Raw genomic sequence first — 18,373 nt, 5'->3', positions numbered from 1 at the left:
AGAAAGGATGGACATGACACTCGAAAACATTGTTATACGCGGTGCGCGCGTCAACAATCTGAAAAACTTGGATTTGACGCTGCCGCGCAACAAACTGATTGTGATGACCGGGCTTTCCGGCTCCGGAAAAAGCTCGTTAGCCTTTGATACGATTTATGCCGAGGGACAGCGTCGCTACGTGGAAAGTCTTTCCAGCTATGCGCGCATGTTTTTGGGGCAGATGGACAAGCCGGATGTCGACCTTGTGGAAGGCCTGTCGCCGGCCATCTCCATTGACCAGAAAACGACCAACCGCAACCCGCGTTCCACCGTGGGCACGGTGACGGAAATTCATGACTATCTACGCCTGCTTTACGCCAAAGTGGGAAAGGCAGTCTGTCCGGTATGCGGCGAGCCGATTCGCGCTATGGCGGTGGATCAGATCGTCGAAGAGGTGATGGCGTTTCCCGAAAAAACGCGCTTTCTCGTGCTTTCACCTGTGGTGCGCGACAAAAAGGGACGCCACGATAAGATTTTCACCAATTTAGAGCGGCAAGGCTTTACCCGTGTGCTGGTGGATGGAGAGATGTATGATCTCGGCACACAGCCGGAATTGGACAAAAATACGAAGCATTCCATCGCCATTGTCGTGGATCGTCTGGTGCGCCGCGACGGGATGCGTTCGCGGCTTGCCATGTCCATTGAAACGGCACTGAAACAGGCGAATGGCAGCTGTTCCATTCAGGTCGTAGACGGAGAACTGCACCGTTATTCCTCGAAGCTTGCCTGTCCTAACGGACACATGGTCATCGAAGAAATTGAGCCGCGTCTGCTGTCGTTTAACAGCCCGCAGGGGGCCTGCCCCGATTGCAACGGCATCGGCTTCCATATTGCGGTGGATGCCAAACTCTGCATTCCCAATCCCGATCTTTCCATCGACGAGGGAGCCATTGCGCCGTTTGCGACTTCCGTGAAGGGCACCTACTATTACGAGATGATTCATGCGCTCTGCGCGCTCTATGATTGGCCGACGGATCGGCCCATCGGCGAAGCGCCGAAGGAAGTCACCGATGCGATTCTCTATGGAACGAAGGGGAAAAAGCTGCGTTTTCGGTTTGATTCGCATTTCTCCGGCCAAAAAACATACTATGATGCCTGGGAAGGCGTCATTCCCAATTTAACGCGCCGGTACCATCAGACCAATTCCGATTTTATGCAGCAGCGCATCCGCGAATATATGGCGGAAAACACCTGTACAACCTGTCACGGGGATCGTCTGCGTCCGGAAGCGCTGGCCATCCATATTGGCGAAAAAAACATTGCCGAATTTAACCGTATGTCTATCCATGAGGCATTGGCCTGGGTGGATACGCTCACCTTTACCGAAGCGGAGGCCATCATTGCGCGTCCGATTCTCAAGGAAGTCAAGGCGCGCCTGCAATTTCTGGTGGATGTCGGACTCGACTATTTGACCTTGGATCGTTATGCGGCCACGCTCTCCGGCGGGGAAAGTCAGCGCATTCGTTTGGCCACGCAAATCGGCGCGGGGCTGGTGGGTGTCGTTTACGTGCTAGATGAGCCGTCCATCGGTCTGCACCAGCGCGATAACGATCGTCTGCTCGGCGCCTTAAAAAATCTGCGCGATCTGGGCAACACCCTCATCGTCGTCGAACATGATGAAGACACCATGCGCGCGGCCGACTGGATTGTGGACATCGGCCCCGGAGCAGGCATTCAGGGTGGCACTTTGGTCGCGGAAGGCACCTTCGATGACATCTGCGCCAATCCGAACTCCATCACGGGCGATTATCTTGCCCACCGTAAATTCATTCCCGTGCCGGTCGAACGTCGCAAACCCACCGGCTGGATGGAAGTGTTGGGATGTCAGGAAAATAACTTGAAGAACATCGATATCCGTTTGCCGCTGGGCGTTTTGACGTGCATTACGGGCGTATCAGGTTCCGGAAAGAGCTCCTTTGTGGAGGGCATTTTATACAAAGTGCTGGCGAATCGCCTGAACCAAGCGCATTTGCGTCCGGGTGCCTATCGCAGCATTCGCGGTGAAAAAGAACTGGACAAAGTCATTGAAATTGACCAATCGCCCATCGGGCGTACACCGCGCTCCAATCCGGCAACGTATACGAAGGTCTTTGATCTCATCCGGGACGTCTTTGCCCAGACGAATGAAGCAAAAATGCGCGGCTTTGACAAGGGACGCTTCTCCTTCAACGTGAAGGGCGGGCGCTGCGAGGCCTGCCGGGGGGATGGCACCATCAAGGTGGAGATGCACTTTCTTCCCGACGTCTACGTTCCGTGTGAAGTCTGCCACGGGCATCGGTACAACCACGAAACCCTGCAGGTGCATTACCGCGGAAAAACCATCTCCGACGTGTTGGAAATGACCATCGAAGAGGGACTGGAATTTTTCCGCAACCATAAGGGCATTGCCCGCAAGCTGCAAACATTGGTGGACGTGGGCCTGGGATATCTCAAGATCGGCCAGCCGTCGACGGAGCTTTCCGGCGGTGAAGCCCAGCGTGTCAAATTGGCGGCGGAGCTCGGAAAAGTGTCCACGGGTAAAACCATTTATATTCTGGACGAGCCCACTACAGGCTTGCACGTGGCAGATATTGATAAGCTCATCAAGGTATTTACGCGCCTGATTGATCAAGGAAACACGATTGTCGTCATTGAGCATAATCTGGATGTGATTAAAGTGGCGGATTATCTGGTCGATCTGGGCCCGGAAGGGGGAGACGGCGGCGGCCAAATTGTAGCCGAAGGCACGCCGGAAGAAGTTTGTCGCGTAAAAGGATCCTATACCGGAAAGTATCTACAGCCCATTCTGGAACGGGATCGTTTAAAAGAGCAAGGATGAGGGACATGCGATTCATGCGTCGTGCGCAATTAAAGAAGGTTTTGCGCGGACCGAAGGGGAGGCAGCGTCCCATGGCGGTCGTCTGTTTCCCGCGCCGCGTGATAGACCGACACTATATGCGTCGCGCGTTGCGTTTAGCACGGTGGGCAGCATCCTTGGGCGAAGTGCCTGTCGGTGCTGTTTTAGTATGCCGTGGCGTCGTAGTGGCGGAAGGCATCAACCGCGTCGAACGCGATCATAACGGACTCGCGCATGCAGAATTATTGCTTCTGGAAGCTGCCGGTCGTCGATACGGACGTCGGTTGACCGAGATGACACTCTATGTCACGTTGGAACCTTGTGTGATGTGCGCCGGCGCCATGCTTCATGCGCGTCTCGGTCGCCTTGTTTACGGCGCCGATGACCCGGAACGCGGCGGCTGCGGATCCCAGTTTGCCATTCTCGGCCATGGGGATAATCTGCATGCCTTTCCGGTCACATCCGGGCTCTATGCGGACGTTTCCGCAAATCTTCTTCGGACTTTTTTTCAAAAACGCCGTGCCGAGGGCAGGCGAAACACCGAGAAATAAAGTAGTTTCGCTTGCGCACACAGCACGGCGTTTTTTTAATGATGCAAGGCGTTTTTCAAAGTCATCCGCGATGGAAAAACGCCTTAATTTTTTGCCACAAGCTACGTGGTTCGGCAGCTTTTGGCGCACTTTTTTCCTTGTTAGACGTTGACGCGCTTTCAGTTGGCGCTGCTTTTGCGGCCGTCTGCGCGTTATCCTCTTTGCCTGTTTCTTCCGATGCCGGAACAGAAATCGTGTTTTGTGGTTTTTGTGTTGTGACGTCAGCATGGTCTGTCTGCTGCGGCTTTTGTGTCACAGGCGCGACTGGCGGTTGCTGCGGTTTTTGTGTTGCAGCCTGGATGGCTTGGTGTAGAGTACCGTGACGAGTCACCTCGCCTGCTTTTTGTGTCTTTTCCGTTTTCGGTGTTACTTTAGGCGTTGGAGCTGTTACGGGTGCGAGCGTTGGCTTTGGTTCGGCCGCGGGTGCCGATGTCGGTATTGATGCAGGCGCGGGCGCAGGCGTCGGCTTCGGTTCGGCCGCAGGTGCAGGTGTCGGTTTTGGTGCAGTAGTGGGTGCAGGGGTCAGTTTTGGCGCGGGTGCCGGTGCGGGCGTCTGTTTTGGTGTAGTAGCGGGCGCAGAGACCGGCTTTTCTCTTGCCCGCAATTCTTCCCGGAATCTTCCTGCGGCGTCCTCCGCTTCTTCCATGAAGCGGGATTGTGCGGAGAGACCTTTTGTTCCTTGTACGCGGCGATAGCTGCCGTCGGAGAAGAGCTCCCGTGCCTTGGCATCATCGGCCAGAAACACATCCAAAATATGACTGATGCGTTGTCGAATGGCATCCTGCTGAATCGGCACGGCGATTTCGACGCGATTCACTAAATTGCGCGTCATCAGATCGGCAGAAGAAATATACATATCTTCGCGGTTCGCACCGAAGCAATAAATGCGGTGATGTTCCAAAAAACGGCCGACTACGGACAGCACCCGAATATTTTCGGTTTTGCCGGGGATGCCGGGCAAAAGACAGCAGATGCCTCGAACAATCATCACAATATGAACGCCGGCGTTCGAGGCCTCGGAAAGCTTGTCCATCAGATCGCGTTCGGTGATGGAATTGCATTTCAAGAGGATGCGCGCATCTTCGCCGTTTTTGACCCGCAAAATCTCGCGATCAATCAGCGTCAACAACATCGGCTTAATGCCCGTAGGAGCAACGCATAATTTGTCATAGCGGCCGTCGACTTTGCTGATGAGCATGTTTTTGAAAAAGGCTCCGGCATCCGCACCGATGCGCTCATCCGCCGTGAAGTAGCTTAAATCGGTGTATTGCTTTGCCGTTTTTTCGTTGTAATTGCCGGTTCCGATCTGCGTGATCTCGCGTACTTTGCCTTCCCGGTAGAGTGCAATATGACAGATTTTGGAATGCACCTTGTAGTCTTCGAGACCGTAAATCACGGTGCAGCCCGCCTGTTCCAGACGTTCCGAGTAGTCTATGTTGTTTTCTTCATCGAAACGAGCTCGCAATTCCATCAGGGCCAGCACATCCTTGCCATTTTCCGCTGCCATGGCTAAATATTCCGCCACCTTGGAAATGGAGGCCATACGATAGATGGTAATGGAAATAGAGATCACGGTCGGATCCTGCGCCGCTTCTTTTAACATGCGAAGGAATGGCTCCATCGACTCATACGGATAGTGCAGCAGCTTATCCTCCTGAAACACCTGGTCAATGACGGGCACATCGGGCAAAAACATGGGGGAAGGCTGTGGCGCGAAGGACCGATAGCAGAGCTGATCTTTCTGCTTGGGCGTTAACAGATCCTCAATCGCGAAGACGTATTTCATGCGCAAGGGGGCCTTGCTGAAATATACCTGGGTATTGTCTAGACGGTGATATTTCAACAGGAATTTAATGGATGCTTTCGGAAGCGAACCCTGAATTTCCAGACGCACCGGTGCAAGACGATTCCGCTTTTTTATCGCCTTTTTCATGGCCTGTAAAAGGTTGCCCTCCATCTCGTCGATGCCGTCATCCAGATCGATATCCGCATTGCGTGTTAATGAAATGACGGCGGAATCCTTAATCTTGAAGCCGCTCAGCAGCGTCGCCGCTTGATCCATAATGATTTCTTCCAGCAGCACATACGAGGCTCCTTCCGGAAAGAAAACAATGGGTGAGATCCAGGCCGGGACGCCGATGAGAGCATAATACTCGATGCCCTTGAGGTCTTCCACGTCGCAGAATATATACAGCATTTGGTTGACCATGTGTGGGAATGGATGACGCGCATTGATAATCAGCGGCGACAAAAGCGGCAAAACATTGGTTTCATAATAGCTGGCAATGAATTTCGCCTCCGACTTGGTCAGGTTTTCCATGCTTTTGTGATGCACACCGGAAAGCTCCAGCGCATCGCTTAATTGTGCGAAAGCGGCATCGCGTTCAGCATAGAGCTGCGGCATTTCCGCAAAGACATGGGAAAGCTGCTCATCGGCATTCCAGCCCGTCTTGTTGTCAAGAACATTACCCTTCCATTCCTTTAAATTCATAAGCGATCCGACGCGCACCCGGAAGAATTCGCTGAGATTGCTAGTAAAAATGGCGATAAACTTAAAACGCTCATAAAGTGGAACACGAGGATCGGTACTTTCCTGCAGGACGTGGCGATTAAATTCCAGCCAGGAAAGCTCGCGATTCTGGGTAAAACTGGTATCCGAGCCCTTGGCTTGCTTCTTGTTTTCGCGTAATTTGTCCTCATTTGGTTGTACGGTACGTTGTTCGCTCATTTCGTCCTCCCTGATGCCCGTGATGATGATCTATTGGTATTATATCCTTAGTCTCGAATGAACCGACGGGTTTGTGTTAGAAACAGGTTAAAATCGGTCGTTTTTGCCCGCTTTTCTCTGTTTGCGCATGAGCGAAGATAAAAAATCGGTTATACTGGCAGGGAACAAAGAGAAGAAAAGAGGCGCTTGCCGTCGCCGCAGGAGCGGTGACAGAGAAGGTGCAAGCGCAGAAACAAAGAAAAGAGGAAGAATGACAAAAACGATACTCCTTCCGAACGGACATCCGTTGCGTCTGATCGCATCGGATATGGATGGTACCATCCTCCAGTCGGACCTAACGATTGAGCAGCGTACCAAAGAGTTGCTCATTGCCTGGCAAGAAGAGGGCATTCGACTGACCTTAATTTCCGGGCGCCCCATTCAGAGCATGATGCGCTATGCGCGCGAATTGCAAATGGATCGCCACGAAGGCGTCATCATCGGCGCAAACGGCGGGCATGCCTACCAACTGGGCGTGGAAAAGGAACTTTGGCGACACACCCTGACAATTGCATCCGCACAGCACTATTTTCAGCTATGGAAGCCATTTCTATTGACATTGATCGCCTATGGACGCGAGAAAATTTATGTAGACGTGCCGAAACGAGAAGGGCTTACCTACTTTGGGATATCCATGGAAAAGGGACTGGAACGCATTGAAAAAGTGACGTCGATGAAAGTGGAACACTATGACTTGAGTACGCCGCTTCCGGAGGAACCGGTAAAAGCTTGCGTTTTAGGCGACCGTTCGCTGATTTTAAAGGCGCAGGCCATGGTAAAAGATGACTATGAAGCCGATATCTACGGCGCGTTTTCGGCGGAAACGTATTTTGAGGCCATGATGCGTGGCATCAACAAGGGCACCGGGTTGCAGGAATATGCGGATCGCTATGACATCATGCCGGATGAAATCGTGGCCTTTGGGGACGAAGATAATGATATTCCCATGTTGGCCTATGCCGGGGTGAGTGTGGCGATGGAAAAAGCCTCCGATCGAGCGGCGGCAACAGCGAAGTACCGCACGGGATCCAATAATGCCGGCGGAATTTACCAGTTTTTGGCGCGGCTTATGCCGGAAAGGTAGAAACAAGATTCAGAAATGGCGTGTGAAGAAAGAAAGGGAGGGCATCTACGCGATGCCTTCCCTTTTGTTTCTTCTATCTTTTTTGCTTAGCGTTTCGATTTCTTTCTCTCGATCGTTGCAAAACCGACGGCCGCAGTTGCAAGGCCAAGCAGGGTGATACCCCACATGCGATTCTCCAATTCCCCGGTCCTCGGTGCTTTAGCATTCGTCTTCGTCGGCTTCGGCGTGCTCGACGTTTCCGGCGGCTGCTCCGGTGTCTGGGGAATGCCCGGAACAGTGCTCATCGAGTCGGAGCTTGGTGGCAACGAACTGCTCACGCTGGAAGAGATTGTTGGCGGAGTAGGCTTTCTTTTCCATGCGCCGTAGATTATTTCGTTGGTATTGACAGGGTGGGCTTTGATGGGAGTCTTCAGTGTCTGATCTTCAAACCAACCCAAGAATGTCCATCCGGAGATTTTATCCGGCTCTGCCGCCACGTTAAGCTGTTGCCCAACGGCATATTTCGTTGCGTCGGTCGGAAGCTTCGCCTTCTTGGGATAATTGCCCATAAACTGGTAGGAAACCTGGTGATAGATCGGCTGTTTTAAGACGTTCACCGTAACGACTTCCTGCTGAGGCTTGGTTGGTGGGGTGTAGCCGTCTTTCATGACACTATCCATGGCCCCTATACCCTGATAAACATTTAGTCCGTCAACGGTATGCGCATAGAAGGTATATGTGAAGCCGGTGGTTTCCTGGGCACCAAACATCAGCCAGTAAACATTGCTTCCTCCATCGGGGCGATCATCTGTATTAACTGTTGCAGCGTACACTCCGGGGCGATTTTGATCACTCGCGACGTTTTTTCCGGGCAAGGCGCCGATGATCGCAGCATTGGTTACTTTCACACCTTGATAGTGATCCACATCGACAAAAAGCAAGATAGGTATAATGGAAATTGGATTGTCTGTACCGTTCTCGAGAAATTTGACATCCATGGTGACGTCATGTCTTCCATAAAAGAAGCGAGGTTGATCTGGAAGACCGCCTATTAATGTGGTTTTTGTTACCGGTACTCTGGTGGCATTCTCCTTGATGCCCTGTATTTCTTCAATGTTGCCTATTGTTATGAGAAGATCGACAATTTTTCCGCTTCGACGGTCGGTAAACACGTTGTTGTAGCGAATTGTATCCCCGGTAGTTAAAAAGTCTTTTTCGGCGAGATGTGTTTCTCCTCGCTTCGTATTTTTATTTGCGGTCACGACGGAGGATTCCGAAAAGCGCTGGATCACTTTTGCGAGCAAGACCGTAGGATCGCTTTTATATGCATCCAGTTCGGATGGCGATAACACTAAACGACGCAAGTCATCATAAGACCAGGTCTGGCCGTTGGCATCTTTGAAAGACTGAACGAGCTGCTCTTTATATGCATCGTTATTCACCTTTTGCTGCTCGACAGCGGCTTTTAAATTTGTTATTGCGGCGTGATTCTGGTTTTCAATAGTCGTTATTGCTGCATTTAACGCAGCCGTATCACCAACATATAAAGCCGGGTTCTTGTTTTCACTCACATTGACCTTTACGCCTAACGAGCGTGCTTTTTCGATTTCCGTCTGCAAATCTTTTTGATTTGCAATGTTCAGATTCCCATCGGCATCATACGAAATGCCCTCCGGGTCAGGAACTACCTCTGCCCGGACATTTCCCAGCAGGAGGCCGAAAATCATGCTAAAGACCAGCAAAAAAGATAGTAGTGCTGCTCCCAGTGCTTTTTTCTTCATTTTCACTTTCCTCTCTTTTCCCACGCGATTGTTCCCCTTTTTCTTACCGTCAAGCGAGTCTCTATCTTCTTTCATCCTGACGTATCTATCGCTTCTTCCTCATTATAGCAAAAAAACATCTGCCCCTATTCCAAGGTTGCCTTTTCTCGTTTTAGGATTGGATACCTGTTGATCGGAGCGTTCGGATGTGGCAGAGAACGAGGGGGCTTTCCCGTATATCGCATAGTTGATTTGTAAAATAAAGAACCGCGCGTCCATCCGGCGCAGGTTCTTTTTTTGTAAGTGCAATGGATGGAACGATGGTACGTTTCGCTCTCACCGGCGAAAGCCAGCGGGCATTGAGAATTTCGAATGTACCATCGTCGGAAAATGCGCTTTCTTTTTCGTGGATGGTTGCATACCACAGGCCGAGAAGACGCGCCATGGAATGCAATCCCGAGGCGATCAGCTCCCCGAAAGGACCTTGGGCGGCAACGTCGCGATCCACATGAATGGGGCGATCATCAAACGCCAGGCCGAAGGCGATGATTTCTTCTTCCGACAGCGTGAACGGCGCAGGATGCCACGTTTGCATGCTCTGCGGTTCGGTTTCCTTTTGTTTCGGCGCAGAGGTTGCTTGCGAATCGGGTGCTACCGGTGTGCGGAGCCGCATTTTGCCGGTAATTTCCATCTCCAGAATGGGCCGACGGTCTTGGTCTACGACGGAAAGCAAAAAGGAGACGCTTCCGGCATCCCCGGTGGAGAAAACGCGCTTGCGGGAAATGGTGACGGTGCCGAGGAGTATTTCGCCGACCGATACGTTTCGATACCAGCGGGCAAAATCAATGCTCATGCCGGCCACCATCCCGCCGGCATCCGTTTTCGTCTCCACCCATTTTCCCCAGACGGCGGTCGCCACATGCCAAGGGGATAGGCCGGGAAAGAGCGTACCGCCTTCAAACTTTGTGGAAAACGCCAGACGATCCTGTTCGTCAAGGCGTATCGGTGCGATCGGAAATGTCTCGCCGACGGTAAAGTCGTCAAAATAGCGAATTCGCTTTATCGTAGACATAGGGGATCCTTTCTTCCGTAGAGATGTGTTTGTTTCCGCATATCGGCGGCAACATCCGCATATCCGTTCCATCGGGACGGTAAAATTCGATATAATGAAGCTATCAAGGGTAGCCTTTTCGTGCCGGGCTCTTCGACTCCGGCATGCGGAGGCTTGTGACTGCTCTTTTATCTACCCGCGCGGGTGTAGTGCAAACAGGAGGAATTATGCTTCAAACAGAAACGCTTCGGCAGGAAAAAATCCTGATTTTGGATTTTGGCGGACAATATAAACAGCTCATCGGTCGTCGGGTGCGGGAAGAACACGTCTATTGTGAGATTAAGCCTTGTACGACACCGCTTTCCGTTATTCAGGAAGGGCATTATTCCGGCCTGATTTTGACAGGCGGCCCGGATTCGGTCTATGATCCGCAATCGCTTCAGGCGGATGAAGGGATCCTGTCGCTGGGCATTCCCATCCTCGGCATTTGCTACGGTGCGCAGTGGATCGCGCATCATACAGCGGGAAAAGTTGCTAAAGCCGGTGTTGCCGAATACGGTAAAACAGAGACGACCTTCGACCTTTCCTCGCCTCTCTTTCAGGAGATGCCGGAAACTTCCGTCGTGTGGATGAGCCATGGCGATCAGATTCACGCTTTGGGCGAAGGCTTTTCCGCCATTGCGCATTCCGCGAATTGTCCGGTGGCCGCCTTCGGCGATGACCGCCGCCGTCTCTACGGTATGCAATTTCATCCCGAAGTGGAGCATACGGTCTTCGGCAAGCAATTGCTTCACAACTTTCTCTATGCCATCTGCGGCGTGACGGGACAGTGGAAGATGTCCACCTTCGTTTCGCAGACCATTTCGCATTTGCAAGAAACGTTGGCGGGGAAGAAAGCGCTTTGCGCCTTTTCCGGCGGCGTGGATTCATCCGTGGCGGCACTTCTCGTGCACAAAGCCATCGGCAAGGATCTGACCTGCGTTTTCGTGGATCATGGCCTTTTGCGCAAGGATGAGGCGGATACGGTTGAGCGCGTATTTAAGGAAGAATTCGGTCTCAATCTGATTCGCGTGGATGCTTCGGAACGCTTTTTGCGTCTGCTGGACGGAGTCACCGATCCGGAAAAGAAGCGCAAAATCATCGGCGAGCAGTTTATCCGTGTCTTTGAAGAAGAGGCGGAAAAAATCGGCGCGGTGGATGTCCTTGTTCAGGGCACGATCTATCCGGACGTCATTGAGTCCGGAGTGGGCGGCGCCGTCATCAAATCGCACCACAATGTCGGCGGCTTGCCGAAAAATGTTCGTTTTCAGGAGCTCGTAGAACCCTTATGCGATCTCTTCAAGGATGAAGTGCGCGCTGTCGGCACCGAACTTGGCATCGCCGAGGATCTCGTCTGGCGTCAGCCGTTCCCGGGTCCCGGACTTGCTGTGCGTATTCTGGGCAACATCACGCGCGAACGCATTCGCATCGTCCAGGATGCCGATGCCATCTGGCGCGAAGAAATCAAGAACGCCGGCCTCCATCGCACCATCGGCCAATATTTTGCCGTCCTCACCGACATTGCCACCGTTGGCGTCATGGGCGATCATCGCACCTACGATTGCGTCCTCGGTCTGCGTGCCGTCACCACGAACGACTTCATGACCGCCGAGTGGGCCCGCATTCCTTACGACGTCCTTGACCGCGCCTCCAATCGCATCGTGAACGAAGTCGACGGCGTCAGCCGCGTCGTCTATGACATCACCGGCAAGCCCCCGGCGACGATTGAATGGGAATGATAACTGGTGGTTTAGAATATACAAGAGCCAGTGAACTTGGGATTATAAAATACACTCCTGAAATGAAAGGGAAGTACAATGGGGAGAAGGGAAGAGGAAAAGTATTCGGATGAAGGATAATCAAACTCAAAGGAAAGAAATCAATCAACTGGCTCCCACGAGCCGGAATATCTCCTATGATTTATTGCGTATCTGCGCAGCAGGAATGGTGGTCTTGCTCCATGTTTCCGTCTCTTGTTTTTATGAGCTTTCTCCCGGATCTGCTTCCTGGTTCGCCATGAATTGCTATGATAGCATGGTCCGGTCTTCCGACCCCCTCTTCTTCATGTTAAGCGGCGTCTTTCTGTTGAAAAGGACCTTCCCCTAAAGGACTTGTTCCAAAAAAAGATTATCCCTCTTTTCTTGATTTGGGCGTATGGTCGTTTTCATATGCGGTTGATTCAATCGGTTTGGATGCCATCCTGGATACGAACTGGAGGGACTTATCTCTAGCTACAGCGAAAAGCCACTACCACCTATGGTTTCTCCCCAGCCTCATTGGCTTGTATATGCTCCAACCCTTCCTAAGGACCATTGGATCTTACAAGCAGGGAGAACTTTTAAAGTATTTCTTAGGTTTATTTTTCCTTTTCGGTATCATTCGACCGACCCGGGACTCATTTGTTCAAAATCCCTTGATCCTAAGCCTGATAAATAAGATTCCTATGGACCTTATGGGGTATGCTGGCCACATGATCCTCGGTTACTATTTCGCCAATACGAATAGGCTTTCCTATCATCCAATGGCATTATTTGCCCTTTATGCCTTATCAGTTGCAATTTGCACCGTTTCAACCCAGATGGGGACTCTGGCAAAAGGGGGTGTATAAATTCCTCTTCACGACTATTTTTCCCTCACGACTTTTATCGAAGCTATTTCTCTTTTCCTACTTTTCAAGCAGATAAATTGGGAAGGGGCGCAGGGAGTAAAAAAGCTGATCTACCAGCTTTCCTCCTTGACCCTGGGTCTTTACCTATTCCATCCCTTTCTCATTAACAAGCTATCCGCGAAACTTGGCTTTACTACCATAAGTTTTAATAGCTTTCTGGCCATCCCCGCCAAGACTCTCCTCATCATTGCTCTTGCTTTTCTTACCACATATATTATGGGAAAGATCCCTCTGGTCCGTCGTTTTTGGAGGTTCTAGGATGAAATTTATTTGTACCAAGTGTGGCAAGAAGGTGTCAACCACAACTAGGGCCTATCACTGTTAATGCTGAGGACTCTGGCCACTGGACTACCGGCCGCCGAAATTTGACCTTGACCATGACCTGCGGATGGCCTTAGCCTATGAGCTTATTTTATATTGAGCGGAATCCCAGCAAATATTACTTTTCTGATTAGAAAAATGATGCTTTAGATCTAACTATGAATTTCCTGATTATAGGGAATTAATTTTCTAAATCAGATTATGGTTGATATCATTCATAGTTTTTTTATCTCCAGCATCACAGAATCAATAACTTCATTTATAGTTTAATCGAATAAATAACAAGAAGAGAACGATAAAATGGAGGTTGAATAAATAAACTGTCCCCCAAAGAAAGTGATAAAAATCCAATCTTGGGGGACAATATATAACTATTTTCAGATTGTAAACTAGATATTAATTAGCTTAATCTCAAATGTATCATTCAATGATTCACTAGCCCCTAAGCACCCTGCTGGCTTTTAAATTTGTGAACCTGTTCTACAAATTGTTTGGCCATTTCAGTGACCTTAGTATACTCTCCATTTTTTGCAGCACCAGTCAGGCTTCCTCCAACACCAACGGCAAAAGCACCCCCCTTGAGCCATTCAATGACATTATCTACGTTTACACCACCTGTAGGCATGAATTCTGCATGGGGGAGTGGGCCCTTAAAAGCCTTAATAGCATGGATTCCCATGATTTCACCGGGAAAGAGTTTTACCACTTCTGCACCATAGGATAAGCATTCTTTAATACCTGTTACATCTGTTGACCCTGGGAAAACCGGAACACAATATGAGTTACAAATTTTCATTATATCAGGGTCAAAATGAGGAGATACTACAAACTTTGCTCCGGCTAAAATAGCAATGCGGGCGGTTTCAGCATCTAAGCAGGTTCCTGCACCAACAACTACGCTGGAATCACATGGAAACATCCCATTTAGTTTGCCAATAATAATTTGAGCATTAGGCACAGTAAAGGTAATCTCTAAAAAATGGATTCCTCCAGCAACTACTGCTTTTGCAGTTTCAATCACCTGTTCTTCATTATTCCCGCGTATTACGGCGACAAGTTTTTCTTCATATAAGTATTGCATCATTTGAAACTTATTCATTAATATCCTCCAAATCATGTATTAAATTTTCTAACGACATCAGACTCATATTCTTTGTTGCATCGATCGTTGAGGCAGCAGTATGCGTCCCAATCACCACATTATCCAGTGAGAACAAAGGAGATTTGCATGGACCTTCCTCTTCAAAGGCATCCAGACCTGCACCATAAATCCTTTTTTCTTTTAACGCCTGATACAAAGCTTCTTCCTCGATTAATCCTCCGCGTGCAGTATTAATAAGAACCAAATTTTTTTTCGCCAATGACAATGCGTCCTTATTAATTACATGCTTGGTTTCGGGGGTTAATGGAAGGTGTAGGCTCACAAAATCACACTCCTGCATAATTTCTTTAATGCTGGCGCTTCTTACATGGTTAGTTCTCATATAGCCTTGATCTTCAAAAATATCAAAGCCCAAAACCTCCATCTGGAAGCCCTTAGCCCTCTCAATAACTTTTTTCCCAATTGCCCCCATACCGATGACGCCAAGTTTCTTTTTAAAAACATCAAGTGATATCTTTTTAGACCAATCACCAGCTTTCCCAGTATTATTAATTTCTATTAATCGCCGAGCAACGGCTAATAAAAGGGAAAAAGTATAATCAGCAACAGCATCTGAATTCGCACCTCGTGTGACGGATATAGGAATCCCTTTCGATTTAGCAAACGCCACATCAATATTATCTACGCCAACTCCATATTTGGAGATAGCTTTAAGTTGCCTTGACTTTTCTATAATCCTATTATTTAGAGGATCTACTCCAACAATAACTCCATCCATATCTTCCAATTCTTTTATCATTTCATCCTCTGTTAGGATACGACCATATGGATTTAACTTATATTCAATATTTTTCTCTGAAAGAAGAGATTTTAATTCATCCATATTGTATTTTCCAAATGAACGTGGCGTGATTAGTATTTTCATTAAAGCCGTTCCTCCTTATCAGTTTCCCGCAAACATCAATGGTGTTTCTAATATCAATTAATCCCTTTTCTTTGTAGTTGCTGAAATCAATGGGCGTATCCCAGTATTCATACGTATGCAGGAACCCATGTTAGATTTTTAATCACTTAAAGAAATTATATTTTTAGAGCATAATGTTTTCTCCCTTCTAAATAGCTTTCTTTTATTCTGTGGAAGAAGACAGTATTAGAAAGAATACTGTCCAAATAGAGTTTTTGATCACCCCTCTTTCACATGGCTCCTTCTTGAACAGCATCTGTTATGACCAATTATGATGGAAATAACCTTCCTTCCCATCATTACGTTGAAATGTATGTGCTCCGAACAGATCCCGCTGGGCTTGAATAATATTTGCTTCACTATTTTCCGTGCAGAAGGCATCGAAATAGGAAATGGCTGAGCTCATAGCAGGGCAGGCAAATCCTCCATCGATGCAGTGGACAACAATTTTACGTAGGCCAGATACACTATTTTTTAGAATCTTTGAAAAGGATTCTGTTAGCAAAATATTATCTAGCTCATTATTTTTGCTAAATTCATCCATTAAAACGTAAAGCAAGTCTGCCCGTATAATGCAGCCAGCTCGAAAGACGGATGCGATTTCTTTATAATCAAATTTCCAATGATAGATTTGTGCTCCTTTCCGTAGTAGCGAGAAGCCTTGTGCATAGGACATAACCTTAGCTGCAAGTAGAGCAGACTCAAGATCTTTTAATAGACTTTCCTTGTCAGGAACGATAGGTGTTTTTCTTTTTACATAGATCCCAGCGGCTTTTCGTCTTTGCACTTTTATAGAGGACATCATGCGAGCCTGTAGGCCGGCCATCATGACGGAGGTGTTAATACCCAAATCGATAGCTTCTAGATTGGCCCATTTTCCTGTTCCCTTTTGCTCTGCGTGATCAAGAATCTTATCAACCAAGAATCCCTCTCCTTGGTCATCGGGTTCCTTTAATAATTGAGCAGTGATTTCAATAAGGTAACTTTCCAGATGGCCCTTATTAAATTGACGAAATATTTCAGACATTTCCTTATTGTCAATATGTAATAGATGTTTCATAATTGAGACAGCTTCAGCTATTATTTGCATATCACCATATTCAATTCCATTGTGTATCATTTTGACGAAGTGACCGGATCCATTATCAGAAATATATTTACAACAGGGGAGGCCGTCCTCGGCTTTAGCAGAGATCGCCTCTAAAACATCATCTATACGATTATAGGCCTGAAAATTTCCACCCACCATAATAGCTGGACCTTCGAGTGCTCCCTTTTCTCCTCCCGAAACCCCCATTCCTAGGTAGAAAATTCCTTTTTCCTCCAAATAATTACTCCTGCGAATCGTATCCTTAAAGTGTGAATTCCCTCCATCAATGATAAGGTCATTTTCTCTTAATAGAGGTAGAAGCTTATCTAGCATCTCATCCACAGCAGAACCAGACTTGATCATAATTAAAATGTTCTTTGGACTTTCCAGGCTATCAAGAAATTCTTTAAGAGAAAAAACACCATGAAGATTCCCCGTATGATCTTGAGCAATAACATCTCTAGTTTTCTTCTCAGTTCGGTTATAAACAGACACCAAGAAATCATTGTTAGCCATATTTAGAGCAAGCCCCTTGCCCATAACAGACAGCCCAATAATACCTATCCTTGATTTACGCATCTCTTTGCCTCTCTTCCTCCATTTGAATTGGACTCATCTTTTCCTGCTCACACTCAAATTTATAATAAATACAACAAATTATATTTGCTTAAATGAATTGTACGCCTCTAGATATCGTTCATAGCGATTTTGATAGAGACGCTGTCTTTCCCCTTTAGGAAAAACAGTTTTTCTGCTAGTTTCCAAGAAACAATCTTTTTCTTTAAAATGATTGAGGAGCAATTTTAGGGCTCCAATCAAAGATGCCTGATTATTATGGGATAGAAACAATGGTTGACAGAAGATGTCTGCACAAACTTGAATCCATTTATCTGAATTAAGGATACCTCCTGATAGATAAATGCTGTCGGGTTTTCCAACAAGTGCAATAAGCTCAAGATAGGATTGAAATAAGTTGAATAGAATACCCTCTTGAACAGCTTGATATAAATCCTGTATGGTATGCTGTGCTTTAATACCATGAAAGCTTGCCTCCCTTTGATCATTCCACCCCGGGCATCGCTCTCCATTCAAGAATGGGAGGAAAATAGGTGCATCATATGAATTTTGTTCAGCCTCCAGAGCAGAATAATCCATTCCAGCAGCGAAATTCATTCGGAACCAGTCAATACAGTTACAGGCACCTGAGGTTGCAACCCCGGTAAGCCAATTAACAGGGGAACGATAACACCAGGTAGATTGGTTTGGTGATAATACAGGCTGAGCTGTTGAGATCCTTATGGCACCACTAGTTCCCACAGAAAATGTAGCTTGCCCTGGATTCTGAGCATTTTCAGCAACTTGATTAAGCCCACCATCAGAATTTGGAACCATGACTGGGATTCCTGGAGATATATTTAGTAGCCGAGCAGCTCCTGGATCTAGCGGAAAAACAGAGTTAGAAGGAACAATACTTGGTAAGTTAGAAGTAGAAACGCCTAAAAGACGATTTAATTTTTCATCATAATCTTGTGTGTTTATATTATATAATCCAGAACCTGAGACTAAGCATTCCGATACCATATACTTCTTTGTTAATTGATAGAAATTAAAAACATTTTGTCCACCTATATAATAATCTTTGAGGTCATAGCCTAATTGGGATAGGTATAAAAGTTTGAAAAAAGGATAAATTGAATTTATCATGCATCCCGTTTCTAGATAATATGATTTCCAAGCAAGGTCACTTCTTAACTCTCTACAAATGGGAGAGGCAATTGTTGAATTCCATGGAAAAACTGGAGTTACTGGCTTCATCTCTTGGTCGAATAATCCAAGGGAATGCCACGTACCACTGATAGCAATAGCATCAACCCTTCTATCCTGTAATACTTCTCTCGCAGACTGAAGAGTCAATTCATATACGACTTGTGCATTATGCTGGGTGAGATCAGCCCCTGTAAAAGGATAACTAATAGCTTTTATTTGTGGGTCAGATTCTTGTTCGGTATCAAAATAGAGTGCTTTACCTGAAGATGTTGAAGATTCTAATACCAAAAATTTCATATTCACCTCCCAGATTTAG

Annotated in this window: 12 protein-coding genes; 5 read left to right on the top strand and 7 right to left on the bottom strand. The window is 47.8% G+C overall.

The features are described from left to right. Positions 1-13: 13 nt before the first annotated feature. Together uvrA and tadA are read left to right on the top strand one after the other, a co-directional pair. Complete coding sequence (gene uvrA, locus FXY30_RS07170) at positions 14-2,857, top strand: excinuclease ABC subunit UvrA (protein WP_071705953.1); 2,844 nt, start codon at positions 14-16, stop codon at positions 2,855-2,857. Positions 2,858-2,862: 5 nt separating this feature from the next. After that, on the top strand, positions 2,863-3,426 hold the full coding sequence (tadA, locus tag FXY30_RS07165; protein ID WP_197675358.1) for a tRNA adenosine(34) deaminase TadA: 564 nt from the start codon (positions 2,863-2,865) through the stop codon (positions 3,424-3,426). A 61-nt stretch (positions 3,427-3,487) separates the two neighbouring features. Here tadA and ppk1 read toward each other — a convergent pair whose 3' ends face one another. Beyond that, on the bottom strand, positions 3,488-6,193 hold the full coding sequence (ppk1, locus tag FXY30_RS07160) for a polyphosphate kinase 1 (RefSeq protein WP_071705952.1): 2,706 nt from the start codon (positions 6,191-6,193) through the stop codon (positions 3,488-3,490). A 250-nt stretch (positions 6,194-6,443) separates the two neighbouring features. Here ppk1 and FXY30_RS07155 point away from each other — a divergent pair, with 250 nt between their 5' ends. Then, the gene (locus FXY30_RS07155) at positions 6,444-7,316 is read left to right on the top strand and encodes a Cof-type HAD-IIB family hydrolase (protein WP_071705951.1); all 873 of its coding nucleotides are present in this window, start codon (positions 6,444-6,446) and stop codon (positions 7,314-7,316) included. 86 nt (positions 7,317-7,402) lie between these two features. Here FXY30_RS07155 and FXY30_RS07150 read toward each other — a convergent pair whose 3' ends face one another. Both FXY30_RS07150 and FXY30_RS07145 read right to left on the bottom strand, forming a co-directional pair. Beyond that, a complete protein-coding gene (locus FXY30_RS07150; protein WP_147659394.1) occupies positions 7,403-9,076 on the bottom strand; it encodes a hypothetical protein in 1,674 nt (557 codons plus the stop codon). 151 nt (positions 9,077-9,227) lie between these two features. Then, positions 9,228-10,127: a MaoC/PaaZ C-terminal domain-containing protein gene (locus tag FXY30_RS07145; RefSeq protein ID WP_071705949.1), complete on the bottom strand. Its 900-nt coding sequence runs from the start codon at positions 10,125-10,127 to the stop codon at positions 9,228-9,230. A 206-nt stretch (positions 10,128-10,333) separates the two neighbouring features. Between FXY30_RS07145 and guaA the strand changes: the two genes are divergently transcribed. Continuing rightward, on the top strand, positions 10,334-11,884 hold the full coding sequence (gene guaA / locus FXY30_RS07140) for a glutamine-hydrolyzing GMP synthase (RefSeq protein ID WP_071705948.1): 1,551 nt from the start codon (positions 10,334-10,336) through the stop codon (positions 11,882-11,884). A gap of 109 nt (positions 11,885-11,993) precedes the next feature. Next, positions 11,994-12,251: an acyltransferase family protein gene (locus FXY30_RS07135; protein WP_071705947.1), complete on the top strand. Its 258-nt coding sequence runs from the start codon at positions 11,994-11,996 to the stop codon at positions 12,249-12,251. A 1,325-nt stretch (positions 12,252-13,576) separates the two neighbouring features. Here the strand turns inward: FXY30_RS07135 and FXY30_RS07130 are convergent. From FXY30_RS07130 to FXY30_RS07115, 4 genes are all read right to left on the bottom strand, one after another. Then, the gene (locus FXY30_RS07130; protein WP_071705944.1) at positions 13,577-14,233 is read right to left on the bottom strand and encodes a bifunctional 2-keto-4-hydroxyglutarate aldolase/2-keto-3-deoxy-6-phosphogluconate aldolase; all 657 of its coding nucleotides are present in this window, start codon (positions 14,231-14,233) and stop codon (positions 13,577-13,579) included. Beyond that, positions 14,226-15,161, bottom strand: a complete 936-nt coding sequence (locus FXY30_RS07125; protein WP_071705943.1) for a phosphoglycerate dehydrogenase — start codon at positions 15,159-15,161, stop codon at positions 14,226-14,228. The genes FXY30_RS07130 and FXY30_RS07125 overlap by 8 nt, the downstream gene beginning before the upstream one ends. A gap of 298 nt (positions 15,162-15,459) precedes the next feature. Continuing rightward, a complete protein-coding gene (gene gndA, locus FXY30_RS07120) occupies positions 15,460-16,869 on the bottom strand; it encodes an NADP-dependent phosphogluconate dehydrogenase (protein ID WP_071705942.1) in 1,410 nt (469 codons plus the stop codon). 78 nt (positions 16,870-16,947) lie between these two features. After that, entirely contained in the window at positions 16,948-18,354 is a 1,407-nt protein-coding gene (locus FXY30_RS07115; protein ID WP_071705941.1) for a gluconokinase, read from the bottom strand. Positions 18,355-18,373: the final 19 nt, after the last annotated feature.

It is taken from the genome of Murdochiella vaginalis, from assembly GCF_902381775.1.
GTDB lineage: Bacteria > Bacillota > Clostridia > Tissierellales > Peptoniphilaceae > Murdochiella > Murdochiella vaginalis.
The sequence above is the reverse complement of the archived record's forward strand: the minus strand, read 5'-3'. Positions and strand labels throughout refer to the sequence as shown.

Coding starts and splice junctions, on each gene's coding strand:
- FXY30_RS07145 (WP_071705949.1), bottom strand. CDS start 10,127: ATGTCTACGATAAAGCGAATTCGCTATTTTGACGACTTTACCGTCGGC.
- FXY30_RS07135 (WP_071705947.1), top strand. CDS start 11,994: ATGAAGGATAATCAAACTCAAAGGAAAGAAATCAATCAACTGGCTCCC.
- FXY30_RS07150 (WP_147659394.1), bottom strand. CDS start 9,076: ATGAAGAAAAAAGCACTGGGAGCAGCACTACTATCTTTTTTGCTGGTC.
- gndA (WP_071705942.1), bottom strand. CDS start 16,869: ATGCGTAAATCAAGGATAGGTATTATTGGGCTGTCTGTTATGGGCAAG.
- guaA (WP_071705948.1), top strand. CDS start 10,334: ATGCTTCAAACAGAAACGCTTCGGCAGGAAAAAATCCTGATTTTGGAT.
- FXY30_RS07155 (WP_071705951.1), top strand. CDS start 6,444: ATGACAAAAACGATACTCCTTCCGAACGGACATCCGTTGCGTCTGATC.
- FXY30_RS07115 (WP_071705941.1), bottom strand. CDS start 18,354: ATGAAATTTTTGGTATTAGAATCTTCAACATCTTCAGGTAAAGCACTC.
- tadA (WP_197675358.1), top strand. CDS start 2,863: ATGCGATTCATGCGTCGTGCGCAATTAAAGAAGGTTTTGCGCGGACCG.
- uvrA (WP_071705953.1), top strand. CDS start 14: ATGACACTCGAAAACATTGTTATACGCGGTGCGCGCGTCAACAATCTG.
- FXY30_RS07125 (WP_071705943.1), bottom strand. CDS start 15,161: ATGAAAATACTAATCACGCCACGTTCATTTGGAAAATACAATATGGAT.
- ppk1 (WP_071705952.1), bottom strand. CDS start 6,193: ATGAGCGAACAACGTACCGTACAACCAAATGAGGACAAATTACGCGAA.
- FXY30_RS07130 (WP_071705944.1), bottom strand. CDS start 14,233: ATGAATAAGTTTCAAATGATGCAATACTTATATGAAGAAAAACTTGTC.